At 55.1% G+C, this 19469-nt stretch carries 22 protein-coding genes, 1 tRNA gene and 1 pseudogene; 6 read left to right on the top strand and 18 right to left on the bottom strand.

Going from position 1 to position 19469, the window contains the following annotated elements; translation table 11 throughout:
- Position 1: 1 nt before the first annotated feature.
- The 6 genes and pseudogenes from ACFQUU_RS01950 to ACFQUU_RS01925 form a co-directional block, all read right to left on the bottom strand.
- On the bottom strand, positions 2 to 325 hold the full coding sequence (locus ACFQUU_RS01950; protein ID WP_382241828.1) for a hypothetical protein: 324 nt from the start codon (positions 323 to 325) through the stop codon (positions 2 to 4).
- Between the two features lie 146 nt (positions 326 to 471).
- Positions 472 to 588 (bottom strand): annotated as a pseudogene (locus tag ACFQUU_RS01945) (aldehyde dehydrogenase family protein); the annotation flags it as partial.
- A gap of 121 nt (positions 589 to 709) precedes the next feature.
- A complete protein-coding gene (locus tag ACFQUU_RS01940; RefSeq protein ID WP_382241825.1) occupies positions 710 to 1519 on the bottom strand; it encodes an enoyl-CoA hydratase/isomerase family protein in 810 nt (269 codons plus the stop codon).
- 189 nt (positions 1520 to 1708) lie between these two features.
- The gene (locus tag ACFQUU_RS01935) at positions 1709 to 3430 is read right to left on the bottom strand and encodes a SulP family inorganic anion transporter (RefSeq protein ID WP_382241822.1); all 1722 of its coding nucleotides are present in this window, start codon (positions 3428 to 3430) and stop codon (positions 1709 to 1711) included.
- A gap of 584 nt (positions 3431 to 4014) precedes the next feature.
- A tRNA-Glu gene (locus tag ACFQUU_RS01930) sits at positions 4015 to 4090 on the bottom strand.
- A 65-nt stretch (positions 4091 to 4155) separates the two neighbouring features.
- Positions 4156 to 4659: a sensor histidine kinase gene (locus ACFQUU_RS01925; protein ID WP_382242181.1), complete on the bottom strand. Its 504-nt coding sequence runs from the start codon at positions 4657 to 4659 to the stop codon at positions 4156 to 4158.
- Here ACFQUU_RS01925 and ACFQUU_RS01920 point away from each other — a divergent pair.
- Complete coding sequence (locus tag ACFQUU_RS01920) at positions 4603 to 4767, top strand: hypothetical protein (protein ID WP_382242198.1); 165 nt, start codon at positions 4603 to 4605, stop codon at positions 4765 to 4767. The genes ACFQUU_RS01925 and ACFQUU_RS01920 overlap by 57 nt on opposite strands.
- A gap of 53 nt (positions 4768 to 4820) precedes the next feature.
- Here ACFQUU_RS01920 and ACFQUU_RS01915 read toward each other — a convergent pair whose 3' ends face one another.
- Positions 4821 to 5138, bottom strand: coding sequence for a hypothetical protein (locus ACFQUU_RS01915; protein ID WP_382241819.1), 318 nt, complete (start codon positions 5136 to 5138; stop codon positions 4821 to 4823).
- 110 nt (positions 5139 to 5248) lie between these two features.
- Here ACFQUU_RS01915 and ACFQUU_RS01910 point away from each other — a divergent pair, with 110 nt between their 5' ends.
- Positions 5249 to 6361, top strand: a complete 1113-nt coding sequence (locus ACFQUU_RS01910) for a DUF2817 domain-containing protein (RefSeq protein ID WP_382241816.1) — start codon at positions 5249 to 5251, stop codon at positions 6359 to 6361.
- Between the two features lie 63 nt (positions 6362 to 6424).
- Here ACFQUU_RS01910 and infA read toward each other — a convergent pair whose 3' ends face one another.
- From infA to ACFQUU_RS01895, 3 genes are all read right to left on the bottom strand, one after another.
- On the bottom strand, positions 6425 to 6688 hold the full coding sequence (gene infA, locus ACFQUU_RS01905; protein ID WP_382241813.1) for a translation initiation factor IF-1: 264 nt from the start codon (positions 6686 to 6688) through the stop codon (positions 6425 to 6427).
- Positions 6689 to 7090: 402 nt separating this feature from the next.
- The gene (locus tag ACFQUU_RS01900; RefSeq protein ID WP_382241811.1) at positions 7091 to 7411 is read right to left on the bottom strand and encodes a hypothetical protein; all 321 of its coding nucleotides are present in this window, start codon (positions 7409 to 7411) and stop codon (positions 7091 to 7093) included.
- Between the two features lie 154 nt (positions 7412 to 7565).
- The gene (locus ACFQUU_RS01895; protein ID WP_382241808.1) at positions 7566 to 8015 is read right to left on the bottom strand and encodes a winged helix-turn-helix transcriptional regulator; all 450 of its coding nucleotides are present in this window, start codon (positions 8013 to 8015) and stop codon (positions 7566 to 7568) included.
- Between the two features lie 123 nt (positions 8016 to 8138).
- On the opposite strand from ACFQUU_RS01895, the gene ACFQUU_RS01890 reads away from it, so the two are divergent.
- Entirely contained in the window at positions 8139 to 8552 is a 414-nt protein-coding gene (locus ACFQUU_RS01890; protein WP_382241805.1) for a VOC family protein, read from the top strand.
- Positions 8553 to 8971: 419 nt separating this feature from the next.
- On the opposite strand, the gene ACFQUU_RS01885 is transcribed toward ACFQUU_RS01890, so the two are convergent.
- Together ACFQUU_RS01885 and ACFQUU_RS01880 are read right to left on the bottom strand one after the other, a co-directional pair.
- The gene (locus ACFQUU_RS01885; protein WP_382241802.1) at positions 8972 to 9976 is read right to left on the bottom strand and encodes a DUF2272 domain-containing protein; all 1005 of its coding nucleotides are present in this window, start codon (positions 9974 to 9976) and stop codon (positions 8972 to 8974) included.
- Positions 9977 to 10083: 107 nt separating this feature from the next.
- The gene (locus ACFQUU_RS01880) at positions 10084 to 10368 is read right to left on the bottom strand and encodes a hypothetical protein (RefSeq protein WP_382241799.1); all 285 of its coding nucleotides are present in this window, start codon (positions 10366 to 10368) and stop codon (positions 10084 to 10086) included.
- Between the two features lie 350 nt (positions 10369 to 10718).
- Here ACFQUU_RS01880 and ACFQUU_RS01875 point away from each other — a divergent pair, with 350 nt between their 5' ends.
- Positions 10719 to 11519: a Crp/Fnr family transcriptional regulator gene (locus ACFQUU_RS01875; RefSeq protein ID WP_382241797.1), complete on the top strand. Its 801-nt coding sequence runs from the start codon at positions 10719 to 10721 to the stop codon at positions 11517 to 11519.
- A 281-nt stretch (positions 11520 to 11800) separates the two neighbouring features.
- Here the strand turns inward: ACFQUU_RS01875 and ACFQUU_RS01870 are convergent, their stop codons facing one another.
- A complete protein-coding gene (locus tag ACFQUU_RS01870) occupies positions 11801 to 12046 on the bottom strand; it encodes a hypothetical protein (protein WP_382241795.1) in 246 nt (81 codons plus the stop codon).
- A 215-nt stretch (positions 12047 to 12261) separates the two neighbouring features.
- Here ACFQUU_RS01870 and ACFQUU_RS01865 point away from each other — a divergent pair, with 215 nt between their 5' ends.
- Complete coding sequence (locus tag ACFQUU_RS01865) at positions 12262 to 13068, top strand: SGNH/GDSL hydrolase family protein (RefSeq protein WP_382241792.1); 807 nt, start codon at positions 12262 to 12264, stop codon at positions 13066 to 13068.
- Positions 13069 to 13088: 20 nt separating this feature from the next.
- Here ACFQUU_RS01865 and opgC read toward each other — a convergent pair whose 3' ends face one another.
- Positions 13089 to 14219: an OpgC domain-containing protein gene (gene opgC, locus ACFQUU_RS01860; protein WP_382241789.1), complete on the bottom strand. Its 1131-nt coding sequence runs from the start codon at positions 14217 to 14219 to the stop codon at positions 13089 to 13091.
- 223 nt (positions 14220 to 14442) lie between these two features.
- Positions 14443 to 16530 carry a TonB-dependent receptor family protein gene (locus ACFQUU_RS01855; protein ID WP_382241786.1) on the bottom strand — a complete coding sequence of 696 codons (2088 nt, stop codon included), beginning with the start codon at positions 16528 to 16530 and terminating at the stop codon, positions 14443 to 14445.
- Positions 16531 to 17270: 740 nt separating this feature from the next.
- On the opposite strand from ACFQUU_RS01855, the gene ACFQUU_RS01850 reads away from it, so the two are divergent.
- Positions 17271 to 17549, top strand: coding sequence for a hypothetical protein (locus ACFQUU_RS01850; protein ID WP_382241782.1), 279 nt, complete (start codon positions 17271 to 17273; stop codon positions 17547 to 17549).
- Between the two features lie 103 nt (positions 17550 to 17652).
- On the opposite strand, the gene ACFQUU_RS01845 is transcribed toward ACFQUU_RS01850, so the two are convergent.
- The 3 genes from ACFQUU_RS01845 to ACFQUU_RS01835 form a co-directional block, all read right to left on the bottom strand.
- Positions 17653 to 18357 carry a nitroreductase gene (locus ACFQUU_RS01845; RefSeq protein WP_382241779.1) on the bottom strand — a complete coding sequence of 235 codons (705 nt, stop codon included), beginning with the start codon at positions 18355 to 18357 and terminating at the stop codon, positions 17653 to 17655.
- The gene (locus ACFQUU_RS01840) at positions 18350 to 19126 is read right to left on the bottom strand and encodes an enoyl-CoA hydratase (RefSeq protein ID WP_382241776.1); all 777 of its coding nucleotides are present in this window, start codon (positions 19124 to 19126) and stop codon (positions 18350 to 18352) included. Before ACFQUU_RS01840 ends, ACFQUU_RS01845 begins: the two co-directional genes overlap by 8 nt.
- A gap of 62 nt (positions 19127 to 19188) precedes the next feature.
- Positions 19189 to 19461 (bottom strand): hypothetical protein, encoded by a 273-nt coding sequence (locus tag ACFQUU_RS01835; protein ID WP_382241773.1) that lies wholly within the window; start codon positions 19459 to 19461, stop codon positions 19189 to 19191.
- Between the last annotated feature and the right edge of the window lie 8 nt (positions 19462 to 19469).

The following is a 19469-nucleotide window of genomic DNA, read 5'->3' as shown; positions in this document are numbered from 1 at the left end:
CCTATCCGCCTTTCGGCAAGGGTCCGGCATCCACAACGCTTAAGCGCGCGAGTGTCCAGCCACCGTTGCCCGCACGCTGGACAGCGCCCTGGATTTCCGCTTCGTATTGATGCCCGGCATCGTCGTACAGTTCGACTACTGCACGAAAGGCGAGTCCATTACCTGAGTCTGGCTCATCGCTTGACACGATGATCGCGCCAAGATGGGATGCGCCATCGAGGTTGGCCTCGCTGCGCGCGACGCGGCCCTTTTCACTCTGATCAATCTGCACGGAAATTTCCTGCTGCAGAAAGCGTATTGCGTCTTTTGCTTCGTTGGCCGGCATGCTTTCTCCTGTGATCCGCTGATGTAGGTCAGACCATCACCGATGGGGCAAGTTTAATCATCGCCGGTAGCCCATTGTGCAGGCCGCCGCAAAATGAAAGAGAGAAACTAAAACGGATACTGCCGCAGTGTGGTTTGTAATGAAATTCAGCGCAGGTCGGTAAATTCCGCGATGCCGGCCTTGCCGCCAAAACATCCCATACCGCTACCCTTGACGCCACCGAAGGGCATCTGCGCTTCATCATGCACGGTTGGACCGTTCAATGGCGGATGCATCATGCGGTGCGTTGGTAATGAAATTCACCACGCCTTGCGGAAAACCGGCTTCCTGCAGTGCTGCGATGATCAGGCCATGCGTGCGGGACAGAGTTAATATGTGCGAACGTCAGGATGACGCTTTGCCGAACATGGGAGTGCGCTTTTCCTTGATTGCGTTCACGCCCTCGCGTGCATCGCGCTGGCCAAAATCCATCATTTCCGCTGTCAGCGAGGCTTCAAACGCCGGCCATGCCGCGTGCAGCCAGTGGTTGAGCGAGCGCTTGGTGCCGGCAAGCGCAGACTGACTGCCGGCGGCAAGTCGATGCGCAATGTTCAGCGCTTCCGCCTGCAATTGATCAGCATCGACGACGTGGCTGACGAGGCCGATACGTTCGGCTTCTTCACCGCTGACGGTTTCGCACAAGAGCAGATAATATTTCGCCTTCGCCAGCCCGCAGAGCAGCGGCCAGATTAGAACCGCATGGTCACCGGCTGCGACACCAAGTTTGGTATGGCCGTCGATCAGTTTGGCATTGCGTGCCGCCACCGAGATATCCGCCAGCAGCGCTACCGCCAGTCCCGCACCCACCGCTGCGCCATTAATAGCGGAAACAATGGGCTTGCTGCAATCGATCATGCCGCGCACGATATCGCGTGCTTCACGCATCACGCGCTGGCGAACCGCTTCTGATGCGAGCATCTCTTCAACCATGCCGAGTTCGCCACCTGCGCAGAATGCCTTGCCTTCGCTACGCACCAGAATAACTTTCACTTGTGGATGCGCCGACAATTTTGTCCAGACGCCGGCAAGTTCGGCATGTCCCTGAGCATCCGTTACCGGCATTCCGCCAGCTGGCTGAAACACCATGTGTGCTATGCCTTGCTCGTCAATCTCGACACGGAAGTTGCTGGTTTCTACGGGTAGTGTGCTTGTCATTGAGATGTCCTCGCGATCATTATTTTTATTGAACCAATGGTCTTCCAGACCGTTGCGGGTTTCATTGGTGAACTTGCAGAAGTTGACTTTCCACGCATGCGACGACTTGCCGAGCATAAAGATATTGGCGCCGGAACAGAAGATGCGGGCGAGGTTAACCGGCAACGGAACAATCAGCGTTCGGCCCTATTAGCGTACGACAGAAGCCTCGGCCATTACCTGATCAGGATGTGAAGTCGAGGTCATGGCCTGGATTGCTTCTATATCGGTGGAGAAAATTCTTTCCTTTCCGATCGCCTTAATCAGGCTTGCGCGCTCCAGGACGTCCCACACCTGCTTCTTCACATTAGACAGATACAGTTCGACACCCTGGCCACGGAGGGTTTGCCCCAGCGACTCAAGCATTTCCACACCGGACGCGTCAATGTCATTGATGCCCGATGCACCCAGCAATACGCGTCGAACTACGCGGTCACTATTGAGTCTGTCGATAATAAAACGCTCCAGGGTCGCAGCAGTCAAGAAATTGAGCGCCGAATCCATGCGCACTGCCAGCACATCGGGGGCCAGCGGCGGCAGATCGAAGCGCTGGCGATCTCTCAGCGTGCCGTCCCCATGCCTGCCAACTTCGATAATGCGGGGATGCGTGCGACGATACAGGAATGACACCATGGTCAGCCCGAGTCCGGCAAATACACCGTAATGCAGCTTGGGGGTAAATGTCAGGGTCACGATAAAAGTTACCGCCGCCACCCAGGCATCATCGCGCGATATGCGGAACAAGCGGCGCAGCCCTGCAATGTCGATCAGGTTAAGCACCGGCACAACGATCATCGCAGCCAGTACTGAGTACGGCAGGTAAAAAATGAACCCGGTGAGGAACAACAGGCTTAACAGGACGCAGAGCGCGGCGACCAGCGACGCCCATGCACTTGTAGCGCCGGCGTAGAGGTTTAATGCTGATCGTGAAAACGAACCGCTGACCGGGAATGCGCCGACAAAACCGCTGGTGATTTTCGCCAGACCTTGACCAATGAGTTCCTGGTTTTCATCCCATTGCTCATTCGTCTTGCGAGCCAGCACCCGACAGCTTGACATCGCTTCAGTGAAACTGATCACCGCCAAAATCAGCGCGGCAGGCCAGAGTTCGCGATGACTATCAAAAGAAATCGCCGGAGGCAAAGACAACGCTGGCAGCCCGGCGGGAAGCGCGCCGACAATGGCGCCGCCATATGAAGCATAGTCGAGCGCCTTGCTGGCTGCAATGCCGACGACTGTGACAATCAGGATACCGGGCAATCGTGGAAAGAAGCGCTTGAACCCAAGCAGCAGAAGCAGTGCCGTACAGCCAAATGCCGAAGTCATCAAGGTACGTGATGATGGCATCAGCAACTGGTTTGCGATCTCGGCGGCATGACGTGATTTAACGTCGATGCCCAGCAGGTGCGGTAGCTGGGACAGAATAATGATCACCGCAGCGGCGTTGATGAAACCCAGCACCACGGGCTGCGACACCAGGAACGCTGCTTTGCCGAGTCGGAAGGCGCCGAGCAGGAGTTGAATAAGTCCCGAATAGACGGCGAGCCAGATCGCCAGCGCGATCCATTCGGCGCTGCCCGGATTTGCGATCGACGATAGGGAGCCAAATACCAGAATGCTCGTCAGGGCGACCGGACCGACCGCCAACAGCGCCGAAGATCCCCAAAGCAGACCGACAACGGTGGGCAGCATTGCAGCGTACAAGCCGGTATGTGGCGGCATGCCGGCAAGCGTGGCATAGGCCAGTGCCTGCGGAATCAGCACGAGACCGACACTGATACCTGCCCAGATGTCCGCTTTCAGGGAAGCAGGTGACGGGCGAGGCCAGCGTAGGAAAGGAAACAACCGGGCAGCGGCGGACCGTATGTTCATGCTTGCATCGCTCTGTTTAATTGGGGTTGGTCCATGGTCCGCGAGGGACGTCGAAATGACGGCGATGACAATGATAACCGCAAGGACGCATTATCCATATTGATGCGGCTTGAGAAAATTCCGGTCAGGGTTGGAATGGAGGACCACACCCAGCCCGTACCACTTCATAGTATCGTCATATTCTCCTCCGCGAATCACCGGCACGGCAAGCAGTGCCGGTAGCAGTTGCGGGTTCGGATTGGATCAGATGAATCCATGATTATCGGATTCTTCCTTTAAATCGAGTTTGCAAGAGTATATTGCCAGAATACGCGGAAAAAGACTTGGCTGGGGGAACGCATGCCGGAAGGAAAATGTGCTTCGATTTAAGTGAGGCTAAGCCGCGAAGTCGGTGCATACCAGACGTAATCTAGAGGACGAACAGAAAATATCAGGCCAACTTACCGGATGCATTTGTCGAAGGGGAGTACTACTGAGATTGAGTCACATTGACAACGGCAATGAACGATGACCCTGCCTACCGAACCGGGCATCGGCAACCATGACAATCCACAGCAGGATCGTGTTGCCGACGCCGGTTTATATGGCGTCCCCACGGGGATTCGAACCCCGGTACTCACCGTGAAAGGGTGATGTCCTAGGCCTCTAGACGATGGGGACAGAAACCTGTGCTGAGTGCGGGCGCCATTCTACTCGAAGTCTTGCGGAACGCAAAGAAGGATTTTTCAAAATGCTGTCAATCGCGTCTTTCCGCGACTTCGATGGCATTCTCGCCCCCTTATTCCGCGTCGTGCAGAGGCATCCTGAAAGTAAAGGTCGGCCTCTTCATTTGAATGCACATGCAAGTCTCCACGATGCGAGTGTGCGATTTCGGAGGCAATGTACAAGCCTAGTCCTAGGCCGGCATGAGGATTCTTTTTTGAACCCCGCCAGTGCGGTTGAAACAGATGTGGCAGTACTTCGGGTGGGATCGGCGTCCCATGGTTAATCACCGCAATGACCAACGTTCCTTCCTGCCGTCGGATGGATGTATGGACCGGCTGATCGGATGCGCCATGGGTAAACGCATTATTCCGCAAGTTGTCAAACAGTTGCGAGATCCTGTCCGAACTACAGCGTTGCGTGCCAATGTCCTCAGGTAGGAACTCGATACTGTGTTGAGGATAAATCCGTTGAAGCTCGACCACGACATCTCGCAGGGTTCCAACCAGGTTATCGACATCCGCCATCTCCAGCGTGATGCCTCCACCGAGCCGCCCGCGAAATCCATCGTACCAACACTTGCGCCGCGCCACCGTCCAGCCGTCGCAAATCTCGTATTCCGCCTCGTTGAATAAAGCGCTCAAGACAGGCATCGAAAGCGGACTGCCAGTCTGAGTGAGGCCACTGGTTACCATCGACGCTTCATCCCCGAAAACGCGGGTACGAATGCTACGATGGCGCTGAGCAGATAGAGGTCCAGAGCAAAGGCCACTGGCGGCACCGGAAGATATAACAGCGTGGCAATGGAATGCAGCAGTGTCTCGATAGGCTGCACCGCATTGGACGGAACGTTCTTTTTGTCGTCACCGGCTCTCCGTTTCAGCCTATGCACGTTGGCATTTTGCAATACGATAGACGCGAGACGCGCAAAAGCGCCGATGAAGATTTGAAAGCTGCTTTGAAGAATGGAACTCGTTACGTTGCGCCACATCTGAAATTTCAGCATGCCATATATTCCCACTTTGCCTGCCTGGTGTTGTGGAGCATCGCATGTGGCGGGAGGGTGCAGGCGCTTATAGCACTGCGAGTGCGCTTGTATGTTTCGAGGAATGGACAATGCCACTTACCGGATGCAAATCGCTCACTATTCCTTCCGATTACCTGGACTCACGCGAACGCTTCATCGCAGAAGGCCTTCGCCTGGGCGTGCAGGCGCAACACTTTTATCATGCATCCGATGCGGTTGCGGCAAATGTGCTCACGACCGATGTGGTGTATCTGGGCGCCAGGGATGCTGCAACGCTGATCATTGTCTCAAGCGGCACGCACGGCGTGGAAGGCTACGCGGGAGCTGCCTGTCAATTACATTTCATGCAAGCTTATCGCGAGCACTTTGAGAAACGCGATATTGCTTACCTGCTTGTGCATGCGGTCAATCCCTGGGGGTATTTGCATTGCCGCCGCGTTACGCCGGAAGGCGTCGACCTGAATCGCAATTTTGTCGATTTTCCCCTGGAGTCAACGACGCCTTCAATTTACCGTGATTATCACGACATACTGGTATCGCAATTTCGGCCACTTCCAGCAGGCCTATGGAATGAACTATCGTTGCTGTGGCATGGATTGACCCGCCATAGCAGACGGCAACTGCAGGCGGCGGTAACGGCCGGACAATATGATTGTGACGATGGATTGTTCTATGGCGGCTCTGCACCTACGATCAGTCGTCTGGTTTGGGAAGACATTGTGCGAACTTATGCAACGGATCGCGAGCGGGTTTTTCTGCTCGACCTGCACACCGGCCTGGGTAAGCGTGGCGCGGGCGAGTTGATCAGCTATTTGCCGCCGGACGCAGCGGACTTCCAAGCGATGTCCGGTTGGTTCGACGGCGAGTTGCATTCAATGCAGAACGGTGAATCAGTGAGCGCGGCAATTCGGGGAACCCTGACGGAGGGTTTTGACAGGTCGCTCGATGGACAAAGCTATGCGGTGGGATTGGAGTTCGGGACCGTGTCGGGACTAGCCGTGCTGAATGCCTTGCGTGCGGACCAGTGGTGCCGCAATCATGCAGCCACCGTTGAGCCATGGCGGCGCGAACAGATCCGGCAACGAATGAAGCAAGCTTTTGTGGTGGATGAGGAGGAATGGCGTCACCGTGTGGCGACGCGATTCGATGATGTCATGTGCCGGTTGATTACCGGTCTTTCGCGGACACCAGCGAATTCATGAGATGACCGTAGCGCGATCAAATTGAAAATGGCGGCTGCAAATTCAATGCAGCCGCATACCGGCTCATCGCCGACGCTGATGCTGCATGTCGGGAGCCGGTCCACGCTTTTCCAGATGGCGGAAGGTGATCCGTCCCTTGCTCAAATCGTAGGGCGAAAGTTCAATGGAAACCTTGTCGCCGGCAAGGATACGAATGTGATTCTTGCGCATCCGTCCGGATGAGTAAGCGATCAACTGGTGGCCGTTCTCGAGGTTGACGCGGAAACGTGAATCCGGCAATACCTCTTCAACCATACCTTGCATTTCAAGAAGTTCTTCTTTAGCCATTTTTTATCCAATATAAAACGCAACCGTCCATAGATCCCAATGAGTTCGAGGCTCGGCTGGTAATGCGGTGATGCGGCCCTTGTCGCCAAGGGTACGTAACAGGATCACAGGCCGTGGCTGGCCGGTACGAAGATTCGTACCGATATCCGAGCCGGATCTGGCACTTGCATCGCTGCGTGTATCATGCGTGACGCACGCGGACGGTACTGTGAAACTTCAGGACTGCCGTGATTCCGCGCAGAGAGGAAACGCGACCGTGGAATGAGGGGTTATAGAAAAGTAAGCAGCACTAACACCAAAATACTGCCTATGAAAACAGACGAGCTAGTTTATCACATACAGATCGAACGCGCTCTGGTGGATGGCAGATGATGACTGTTTCCTCGATTTTGCATCGCTCGCTCAAGCGAGGACTGTTTCATCGACGTTGATGATGATAGGCGCATCGCCGACTTCACCAAGATCGACCTTGGTCATTGCGTCCTGAATCAAGCGAATCGCGCGTCGACCCATTTCCATCGCACGCTCTTCACTAGCGGTGGCAAGCGCACCGATGACAAACGGTGTAACAACGACAACAAAATTACGACTGCGCCCGTTTGGCTTCTCTACGGTTGGAAGGCGTTTAACAAATCGGAATGCACCGCGCGATATGGGCTCTACCAGAAAATAAGGAAAGCAGGCGACGACATACTGCTCGGCCCACACATCGACATTCACCATCTTCGGCTTCTTTTACCAGTCTTGTTCGACCATCACTTACGTGCATGATAACGACAAGTTGCCGATACCGCACGGAATGCATGCATAAACTTTCGAATGACGGACAAAAAACAAGCGCAAGTTTGGATTAAATCAAGATAAGCTTAAGGAAATCCTAAGGTTTCACCATGCTCCGTTCACCACCGAACAATGATCCGCCACTCCGGACCAGATCCTGAATGCGAGTGAACATGCCAGCACGATCGGCATACACGGCATCGACAAACTTTTGGGGCGCCGTAGTCTCTGGATCATAGGTGGCGCTCCATCCTGACATTTCAAGGAGGATGGGGATTAAAGCCAGACCTTTTTCTGTCAATGCATACACTTCCTTGCGACGGTCCGATTCGTGTGGTCCCTTGATTAGTATCCCTTTGCTCTCAAGGTGCGCAAGCCGTGCGGCCAGAACATTCGTCGCGATGCCTTCGTCGGAATCGAGAAACTCTCCGTACGTATGTTTTCCCCAAAAGACAATATCGCGCACAATCAGCAGCGACCAGGCATCCCCAAAGGTTTCCAGCGCAAAGTTGACCGGACAATGCGATTTATTTTCAGCGCGTTTCATTCAGCCATTCTAACACACTTGCATCATGCAAGTAGATTGCTATACTGTCCTCACCTCCTCGCCGTCAAGTACAAGAACCGCGGCAAGGTTCCAGCGATTTCCTCACCATGAAAGGAAGGCATCATGTATGTCCAGCCGTATCTGTTTTTTAATGGCCAGTGCGAAGAGGCGATTGAGTTCTACCGTAAATCATTGGATGCTGAAGTGACCCAACTGATGCGTTTCAAGGACAGCCCTAAACCGCATCCCCCGGGCATGCTGCCTCCTGGCTGGGAAAACAAGGTCATGCATGCCAGCTTCCGCATCGGTGACACAACCGTGATGGCATCGGATGGCATGTGTGGCGGGAACAGCAACTTCGGGGGCATTTCCTTGTCGGTTGCGGTACAGGACGATGCGAAAGCGGAGCAACTCTTTGCAGCGCTGTCCGAAGGCGGCAAGGTGACGATGCCGATGTCGACAACATTTTTCGCCTCCCGTTTCGGCATGGTGACGGATCGCTTCGGTGTTGGCTGGATGGTGATTGTGGCAACCTGAAGCAGACAAACGAAACAAGCGAACGTCGGTGACTTCGTAGCACCGGCGAATGCGCAACAAGCCATGACCAGAGTGGCATTGCAAAAAAAGCCCGCTAGCCGTTGCCGGTAGCGGGCCAAATCCATCCTTTTTGGGAAGGTGGAAGATAAGCTCGGACCTGGGGTCCCGATCCAAAAAAATACCCGCTTGCCTTGCGGCAGCGGGTTCATAAGATCATTTTTACTGCTGGGACCTTCAATATATGGCTAGGCCTCCCGCGTATCTGTGATGACGGTCACGAAGGCGAAATAAGAGGCTTCGTCCATTTCAATGACGGCTTCCACGTTGTATCGACGCAGCATGTCGCAATACACCAGCACGAGATAACGTTCATAACGAGCGCGCAGTTGATGTAATAGACAGAGTCCTTGCCAAACGCGCTATTTCAGCTGCAGCAGCACGCTCCAGTATTGCAAGTTGAAGTTTTGCCGCTTGCAGTATTTGCTGGTCAGACAATCCTTCTCCTCCGCCTGAGGAAAGCTTTCAGGAGAGTGGTTCCGTGAAAGGACTCCGGCTTCGTTGAGCCTGAGTCTTCGGCGAGCGACGGACTGCAGGACATTTCCTCCTATCGTGTCGATCTTGCGCGCGGACGCATCGACATCGACCACGACTTCACAATGCGAGGCACTGACAAAACGTGCCGACTGAACAGCCCGTATCCAGTCAGCAAAGCGCTTCAGCGGACGATTGCCGCGCGAGTAGCACAGCAGGTCGCCAATACGCGGTTTCACTGTTGCAGGATTGCATGCCCGATACGCGTAGCTGTCCGACCCATCAAACGCGGCCTTGATATAGTCTGAATGTGTGGCGGTGTAGCGGAACTGTTCACCGCTCAGGCCGGCGCGATCCATTAGAAAGGATATGAATGCGGCTGACCATGCCGAGTCATTGAGCGCTGCGCGTACCGCGGCTTCGCGCAAGGCACTGCGGACACGATCGTCCTCTGCGACCAAACCTTCAAACACCTTTGCCAGTTCGATTTCCCTGGTTCGTTCACGCGTGCCCGGGTCGTCGAGCAGTTCTGGTACGAACACTAGCTTCCGATGCAAAGGTTCGCCATCGACATGGCGACCTAATGTAATCCAGTACTCCCATACCCTGCGCCACGCAAAGCGACCGGATTGTGTCGGCGACGCGTCACCGGACACTGGGTCATGCAACAGCTCGGTTTCGGATTCAGCGGAACCGAACTTGAGAAGATGGCCGTCGTCGCCGATGCGATGACCGTTAAACTCGCGATATTCGAGGTCGGCAAGCGCGACAAGCCTGGTGGCGAATGCAACATTGCGTTGTGGTGCCCCACAGTCCGCTGCAATAGCCGTTTCCGGCTGCGATAACAGGGAAAAGGCAAACAGGCAGATTGACAAGGGAGTGCGGATGAACATAGGAAGTCTCGGGGACGAAGCACGGCTATTTTATCCGGCCCCGGCTTTGTTCTTTGCAATACGCAAGCTGAATCGGCGCAGATTAATACAACTGCTGGGCGTGACACTCAACCGATTGCGTCTAGTGCATCGATTTCGCCGGCCGCCCACGTTACGAAACTCGATACCTTGGATTTCATTTCGTGCAGAAGAGCCGTGTCGTCAGGCGCATGCATGCAGTTGAGCATGAGGTTCCAGCCTGTTGCTGTTTGCACGAGATTTTCGAGAATCTGACGACGGTTCTGCATCATGCGTATCTTGAAATCGTCCATCATCGGAACCTGCAGGTCGACTGATTTTCGCCACATGTCGAGCATGTCTTCGAGACGTTCGAGATCGAGTTCCACTTTCATTTTTTGCGCTTCCCATCAAGGTGATGATTACTTATTCAGGTTTGATGACACGGCCACGATGATGCACCGATGCAAGCATTCGCTGTAATCAGCCCTTAAAGAAAAAGTATTGACCACAGTATACGTTTTTCTACGCGCGTAGCAGGTGACGTCGATACCTTAGCCTGGAGGAAAAGCTAAAGCTTCATTTCCATCCGGCATGACAGTCTGCGTATTATCAATTGCAACCATTTGTAATTCGGAAATTGCCTACACGATATTCCGTGCATTCCGATTTATTTCTGTGCGCCAAAGCTGGATACTCTCTTCCATCACGTACCCCATCCCCGTACGAACAACAAGGAGCCCATATGTTCGCGACACAGACACCGTCCAACCAGTTCGTTTCCTCGCACACTGCGCAGGCACTGCCGAACGGAACACGCCAGACCAAGCTCTGGTCTTCCCTCGAAGAGGTATGCCAGCTAATGCAAGTGCCGGTATCGCAGGCTGATGACACGATCCGCTTTCAGCATATGCAGTTCCGCGCAGGCCAGCGTATTTACACCATTGGCCAGCCATTTGACATGCTGTATGTGGTGTACTCAGGCTTCCTCAAAACCGTGGCGATTGATGAATCCGGTAACGAGCTGGTGCTCGGCTTTCCGATGAAGGGCGACATGTTCGGCATCGATGGCATCCACGGCAAGGCATACACCTCCGAAGTCGTTGCGCTGTCCACCTGCGACGTGATCCTTATCCCATTCAAAACCCTGCTGACGATCGGCAAGGCATCGCCCGACGTCGAACAGGCAATGTGGGGTGCCATGGGTCGCGAACTGATTCGCGAACAGCGCATGATCAGTTCGATCGGCTCGCTGGGTGCTGAAGCACGCGTCGCCCGCTTCCTGATTTCGTTGTCCGAGCGCTTTGCGGAAATCGGCTTTTCGAGCAAGCAGTTCAACCTGCGCATGACGCGTCAGGAAATTGGCAGCTACCTTGGTCTCACACTGGAAACGGTCAGCCGCACACTGTCAGCATTCAATGCACTCGGTCTCATTTCTGTTGAGCAAAAGACCGTCACTATCCATGAACCGGACACGCTAAAGACCTTGCGTCGTTTACCACCGTCAAAGAACGGAGTTCGTGGAACGGTGAAACTTGCCGCTTGATCGGACACCCATGCGAAAGATATTGCACAGCGCCGCTACGGTCGTGGCGCTGGTTGTGGGCACAGCTCTTGGTGGCTGTGCCGTAATACCTGTCCCGATTCCGGTCAGTAGCGGAAACGATAGTGGCTTCTGCCCACCGGGCCAGGCAAAAAAGGGCCGCTGCGCACCGGAACAAGGTGGCGGCTTCTGTCCTCCCGGACAGGCAAAAAAAGGCGCTTGCTGATCGTAGCCAAGTGGACTGCGGGTGGACTTGCTTACGTGCATGCTTACGCGTCGCTGCATCAGATCGGCTCAAGCCGGTCAAAGCTGGTCTCTCGTATGCGAATGATCTTTGCCGCAATGGCTTCGCTTTCAAACACAGCGATAAAGGAATGATCGACCAGTGAAGGTTCGAGCCGTACCAATCGCAACTCTTCTCCCGCTGCAAATACCTGACCAGCGTTGGTCTTTAATTCTCGCACCATTTTCACTCGGCCCCCGTTGCCGAGCCATTCAAAAATGGCATTGATTCTTTCCAGCTCATTCATGGCACGATAGTTTTGTAAGGCAATGCAGCCACGTTCGGTGCGCCGCACCGTCTACGATTGCATCCCATAAATCGAATAAAGGAGAATGATAGCAGCGGTGGGTTGACTCAATATTCTTGAACGCAACAGTATCGACATAATCTTACCGATTACAAATTACGCGCTGAAACTTTTCACCCTCAATCGTTGTCTGTACGCCGCAATGGCTTCCTGATTTGTCGTCAAAATCAGTCACGCACTTCTACTTTGCCGCGATCGTCTTTATCATGGATGCCAATCCATTCCGATTTTCCAACACCCACCTTGATGAGATGCCCGTGATCCGTGCACGCGCCCTTTTGTTTGCCAGTCTTTCACTGCTTATTGCTGCGCCTGCCATTGCGCAGACGTCCGCTACGCATTCGCAGGTGGGAAACAGTATTGCCGCAATTGACCCAAAATGGGCACCGAGCTTTGCAGCTTTTGAGCAAGCTGACAAGGAGAAAACGCCGCCTCCAGGCGGGGTGCTGTTTGTTGGTAGTTCATCGATCCGCTTGTGGGACGGACTTGAAACGCAGTTCAGTGCTTTGCCGGTAGTAGTCAAGCGCGGCTTTGGTGGTTCCAGGATGGAAGATTGCAAAACTTATCTTGGTCGCCTGGTTGTTCCGTACAAGCCGCGAATGGTACTTGTTTATGCAGGCGATAACGACCTTGCGGAGGGACGTACACCGGAACAGGTGCGACAAAGCTTTGTCGACTTTGTTAAGGGCGTGCATGCAAAGTTGCCACAGACCCGCATCGCTTATATTTCCATCAAGCCTAGCCCCGCGCGTGAGGCACTGCTTGGCAAGATTCAGCGTGCCAATACGCTAATCAAGGATTACGTCGCATCAGACAGCAACCTTCAGTTCATCGATATCTTCACCCCGATGCTGGACGTCGACGGCACTCCGCGCAAGGAACTGTTCCGGGAAGATGCGCTGCACCTGAATACCACCGGCTACGCGCTATGGCGCTCGGTTATTTCTTCCTACATACGATAACGACGACATAGCGTGAGTGTCTAGCCGGGCGCCGCTCTCGTCTTCGGCCTCGCTTCGGCATCGAAGCGCAAGGTAATCAGCGCGGCAACGTACAGGCAGGCAAGTCCCCCGAACAGCAGCATGAGATCGGTCCGTATCGATCGTTCAGGCGTGCTTTCTCCAAACATGGACAATGCCAGCAGGACCACCACAAGGTGCATGCAAAACACAGGAAGCGATGCGGCACCCAGCGTTTGAAGAAAACGCAGGCGTGGCACATGGGCCTTTAGCCAATCTCCGAAGTGCATGATCAATACAAGCAAGGCGAAGAAATTGAGCAGCCGGAAGAGGCCGAGATGCCATTTGTCGAAAAGATGATTGATGATGCTTTCACCTTCGACGGGAACCTGTCCGGCAATATAACGCCAGAGCAGCAAGGGAAGAGCGACTGCGAGGCACGCAGTGATCAACACCGGTGAGAACGGTTTGCGGTCCTTCAGCTGGCCTGTAGCGGTCAGCGCCCCCATCCACAAGCCGAGTATCCAGAGGAACTGCCAGGCAAAGGTTTCGAAGGCGCCGGTTTCCTTGTAGGGCACCTGCAGGTCGGTCACCGAAACAAACGTAGCGTACATACTTTCGGAAACATTGAATTGGGATACCGCCCATAACACAATGCTGATAGTAAGTATTCCACCCCAGCCATGCTTGAGACCACGCTCGAGCACCATGGGACTGACCAGCATCAACACAATATACAAAGGAAGGATGTCGAGCAGCGGCGGGTTGTAAATCAACAGTAAGCCGCCAGTCAGGCCAGCGAGAGGTTGCTCCAGATAAAAGCCGATCAGGTTCTTGAGCGCGGGCTCATCGCGCGAGACGCCCACTGCGGCAATCACGGTAAACAGAAGCAGCAACAGTGCCGCATGACAGGCATAAATTTTCAGGGCACGTGCCAGAAACGCATTCCGCATCGCAGGAATACCATCGCGTTCAGCCTTGCTGGTATAGATCATCCCCGCCATGAAAGCGGACAGCATCACGAAACCCTCGGCGGCGGATACATAGCCGAATGGCTGACCCAGCATGCTCGAGAACCGGGTCGGCAGGTGCGTAATGAACATCAGCACCAGCATCAGACCACGTAGTAAGTCGAGCTCCCAGCGTCGATTCATGCAATTCCTTGTTGGTGATTGGATACCTTGGCCGCCCAGAGAAAATGCATCGGACGCGTGTGCGAGGATAGTATGTTTTCAAGCTTTCCCTGTTGATATAAATGGTTTCAACGACAAGTTGATGCGCTCGCAAAATACGTTTCCCTGGCGACGAGACCGTAGCATTCATGCCCACGGTTGCCGGACGTGAACAATGGAAGTCAACTGGATGACAGAATATGAACTAGAGCATCGCCCGCATTCCGATGAACACGCGGCGTCCTGCTGCTGGTTCGAAGAAACGGCGGTTACCATCGTTGACAATCACCGAGCCGGCATATTGCTTGTCAAATACATTGTCGAGCCTGCCGTACAAGTACCATTTCATGGCACCCGCGCGCAATTCCTGGCCGGCGCGCAGATTGACCACCCCGTAGCCCGATGCGGCCTCGGTATTGAGGTCATCGACATAGGCTCTGCTTTCCAGTCGCACTTCAATTGCCGTGCTAAGCCCGGACGCGGGCCGGTATTCCAGTTGCGTGACGAGGCTGTGCATTGGGGCGCCAGGCAGGCGGTTGCCTGTTGCGACGACAGTGTTTTGTCCTGTCAGGAAGCTTTGACGGAACTGCGCGTCGAGCAGCGTATAGGCCAGCTGCGTACTGTACCGCCCGATGTCGTTGCGCCAGCTGGCTTCAATGCCGCGACGCTGCACCTTGTCAATGTTCTGGAAGATCGAGCGGCCGTTTTCCGTTGTCTGCGGAACGATCTCATCGCGACTACGCGCATTGAATAGGGCAAGGTCCAGGCTCTGTGCGCCAGAACGCCATTTCATGCCGACTTCGCCCTGCAGGCTGCGCGAAGGCTGCAATCCGAGATTGGGGCCGGTCGCGCCGGCACGGTAGGCGGACTCGGCCAGTGTCGGGGTTTCGAATCCACGGCCAAGGTTGCCATAGATATTTAGGTCGTTATTGACATACCAGACAAGGCCAAGGACCGGACTTGTGTTGCGATAGTCGACGCTACCACTGTCGTTCGGGCTGGCGACGGTAACGTAACGATCATCCACCGACAGACGCACGCGGCTCGAACGCACACCGGCGGTCGCCTTCCACTGCGGCGCGAATGTCCAGTCCAACTGACCGAAGAGGTCGACGTTGCGCGCGCCGTCAAGCTCATCGCGGCGCAATGCGCCGCTGGTGCCGTTGTTGTTGACGAACCCTTTGCGCGCCTGATCGAGATCATCTGCTTCCATGCCGATGGTCCAGTTCAGCGGCATGCCGTTGGCCTTGGTGGCATGCGTCCAGCTCACACCGATGCCGCGATAATGATTGTCGAGATCGACCACGCCGCCCGAAGAGTTTGCTGCCGCGCCGCTAAAGGCCAGGGTTTGATGGACCTGCCGGGTTCCCGCATAAAGACGGCCATTGAGGGTATTGCTGCGATCAAGCTTGTGTTCGATGACAAGGCCAGCCTGTTGCTGCTCAACGGATTTGCGTGTATCGAAAGTCAGCGCCGCAGGGACGACCTGACGCGGATTCTGCTCAAACTGTGCGCGTGTAAGCCCTAACGGATCCTGTGCCAGTGGCTGCCTGAACACATTGACGACGCCGGTTATCCTGGTGTTATTCGTAGGGCGCCATAGTACTTTGCCGTTGAGCTGGGTGCGTTCGGCCGCGCTGTGGTCGCGATAACCGTCAGTCTCATAATGAGACACATCCAGGAGGCCGCCGAGTACGCTGCGGCCACCAGCGACGGTAAAACCGGTTTGGCGTTGGCCGTAGCTGCCGGCACCAAGCGACAAGCTGGCCATGGGAGGTTGCGGTGCGAGCGGCGGATCGTTGGTGAGTACCTGAACTACACCGCCGGCCGCGTTGCCGTACAACTGCGCAAGTGGGCCACGCAGGATTTCGATGCTGCGGGTAGAGTTCAGCGTCGCGGTGGCTGCCTGCCCCTGCCCGTCCGGCATGGTCGCCGGAATGCCATCAATCAGAATGCGCACACCGCGCACGCCGAAAGTGGAACGCGTACCGAAACCGCGTACCGACAACTGCAAGTCCTGCGCATAGTTTTGCCGCTCACGGATTTGTATGCCAGGCACAGCCGACAGCAGCTCCGACATATTGACCAATGGAGAGGCCGTGCGAAATGGGTCGATCGCCACGGCGTCAACCGAGGCAGCGGCATCAAAGCGTTTTTGTTCGGTACGGCTGGCCGATACGACAACCGCGTCGAGCTGCTTTTCCTGTTGCGCGCATGCATTGACCGCGAAGCCGAGGAGTACAGTGCCTGAAGCAAGGGACAGCAGGAGGTCGGAGTGATTCGGTTTTCTCATGTTAGTGCTATCGTGGCTTGTGCAGAGTTGCGCGTCACCGACGTAGCCAATGTGATCAATTCCGGTTTAGCAATGGAAGAACAGTTGCTGAAGCCGCCAAGGTCGCTCGCCGCTGCTTTGCGTACCCCGGCGGAATGGTAGCGATTTCAGCGCCATCGTTGATGAGCTGCATCAGAATGGCACAGCATAACGCCAGTTATTTTCTGACATTACAAATTAGCTGCCTGCAAGCATGGCTGCAGTTGCGCCCGTTCAGCGAACAAAGCACAGGCGCACCGCTCATTTTCATTCGCTGCAGCCACTCGAACACCGAAACCACGGTCACGGTTTCAATGCGATATTACCCATGCGCGTATCACGTTGAATAAGGACTTGCATGTTTTCTCCATTGCTTGGTTGCGGTGCATGGAGTATCGCGAACCCGACCTTTGAAGTCGAAGAAACCGCCACTGGTGGATTGTGGCCGACTTTCGGTACTAAATTCTTATACCTGGATAGTGGCAGGACCTTATTCCGAAAAACAAATCAGTTCGGCGGCCACTCCGGCACGATCGATGTAAGTGGACGTAACAGGCTTTGGGGTTTAGCGTATCGCCACCGATATTGAATGGTGAGTGAACATGCCTTCCCCATGTAGCCTGGCATGTTTTTTCCACACTGGTCCACAATGGTCCACACTGTTGCATTGAGGACGTGAAATGAATGCGCACTGCACTTTTCTCGCTTCAGCAATTCCCGCTATGCTCGTTATTGGACTTGTTTCGTCCACATTCGCGGAGGAATCGCTACAAGTTGTCGTTGACATCAAAGCTGTTTCTTTCGACGTCGCAAAAAACCTGCGCGTGGAACCCAGCCAGATTCCACTCACGGTACAGGTCCCACTTGAGGTGGCGGCAAAGGTCTGCGATGTGGCCGCCACGACGCTGGGCGCACAAGGCGGCAGCGGTGCGGTCGGATGCCTGGCGACGAAAAGCTCACCCGCACTGGAAAAGCTGGTGCAGGAAAAACTCGGTCAGTAGCAAGTAGCGGATAGCAAAGTATCAGCGGTCGGCACAAGAAGAGCCATCATTGGTACTGATACTGGCGGCAGTACCAGTACCTGCGATGTTCGAGGTCGTTATTTCAATCGAAGAAGCGGGTGAACTCTTCCACCGGTGTGCGTTCCGTAACCAACCGGCTTTCAATCGCGTCAGTATCCTCATAGCCGAGCGACATGCTACACACCATGGCTTCGTTGTCCGGCCATTGCAGCAGCTCGCGCAAGATTGAGTGGAAATCATTGATGGCTGCCTGCGGGCAAGTCTCCAGTCCATGGGCGCGTGCGGCAAGCATCACGTTTTGCAGGAACATGCCGTAATCGAGCCAGCTGCCCTGTTCCATAATGCGATCAATCGTGAAGAACAGCGTGACCGGCGCACCGAAAAACTCCACATTGCGCCGGTGCTGTACATGCATGCGCGCCTTATCACCTTTGGCAATACCGAGCAAGCTGTACAAGTCCCATCCCACCTTGCGGCGGCGTTCAATATACGGGGACTGCCACTCACGCGGATAGTACGGGTATTCCTCGCGATACTTGGTCGATGCTTCAGGATCGTTGAATGCGGCGACCAGTGCGTCAATCACGCGGCGCTGCGTCGCGCCGGTTACCACGGTGACTTTCCAGGGCTGCGTGTTGGTGCCCGAAGGCGCCCGGCTTGCCAGTTCAAGGATGGACGTGATTGTTGTCTTGTCGATCGGGGTCGACCGAAAGGCGCGTACCGATCGGCGTCCACCGATCAGTTCGTTTGCCATCCGCAACATCGAGCGGTCATCGGTTTCACTCATGCTTGAACTCCGGCTTGCGCTTTTCGAGGAAGGCTTTCATCCCCTCCTTCTGATCCTGTGTACCGAACAAGGCATGGAAGGTACGGCGTTCAAATAGCACACCTTCCGTCAGTGTCGATTCATAGGCCCGGTTGACGGCTTCCTTGGCTGCCATCACGCTCGGCAGTGACATTGCGGCGATGATGGTGGCCGCTTCGATCGCTTCCTGTTCGAGCTTGTCTGCCGGCACGATGCGCGATACCAGGCCGGCACGTTCTGCTTCCTGAGCATCCATCATGCGGCCGGTCAGTACCATGTCCATTGCCTTGGATTTTGAGATGGCGCGCGGCAGACGCTGTGTACCGCCTGCACCGGGAATGATGCCAATCTTGATTTCCGGCTGGCCAAACTTGGCATTGTCGGCGGCGATAATGAAGTCGCACATCATAGCAAGCTCACAGCCACCGCCGAGCGCATAGCCGGCAACAGCGGCGATAACCGGTTTGCGCAATTGAAGAATCGTTTCCCAGTTGCGCCCGATAAAGTTGTTACGCACCACGTCGATGTAGTTCATCGGTTGCATGGCGGCGATATCCGCACCGGCGGCAAATGCCTTGGCGCTGCCGGTCAGTACGATGCAGCCGATGTCGTTGTCCTGCTCCATCGCCAGTAACGCTGTGCCGAGTGCATCCATCAATGCGTCGTTGAGCGCATTCAACTGGGCTGGACGATTAAGCTGGAGAATGCCTACGCGGCCTTCCTTGCGGGTCAATACCAGATCTTCTTGCATACATCCCTTTCTGAATGCCAATGTTCTACCATGGCGTGCCGGGTCCGGCCCAGCTTAATTGTTTAATTGATCAATTTGCCTCGCACGGTCGAGGTCATCGCCTGACGAATAATGCGCTGCAGTTCAGCGGGTGCCATGCGGTCGGCGACTTGCTGGCAATAGTGTAACGTGTCCGGCATCACTGTGATGCCGAGGTGCTCCGCCTGCAGGCAGCGCAGCAGTGCCAGGCGTTTGTGGCCAAACCGGACTGAACGCTCAAGCAGCGCTTGCATGGCTTGCGCGTCATTGCCATCCGATACGGCGCGCTTGAGTTGACGGATCGCTTCCCGTTTCATGATGCCAG

Origin of the sequence: Herbaspirillum sp. GCM10030257 (assembly GCF_042666555.1) — a bacterium.
Lineage (GTDB): Bacteria > Pseudomonadota > Gammaproteobacteria > Burkholderiales > Burkholderiaceae_D > Noviherbaspirillum.
This window is presented reverse-complemented; position numbering and strand designations above follow the sequence as displayed.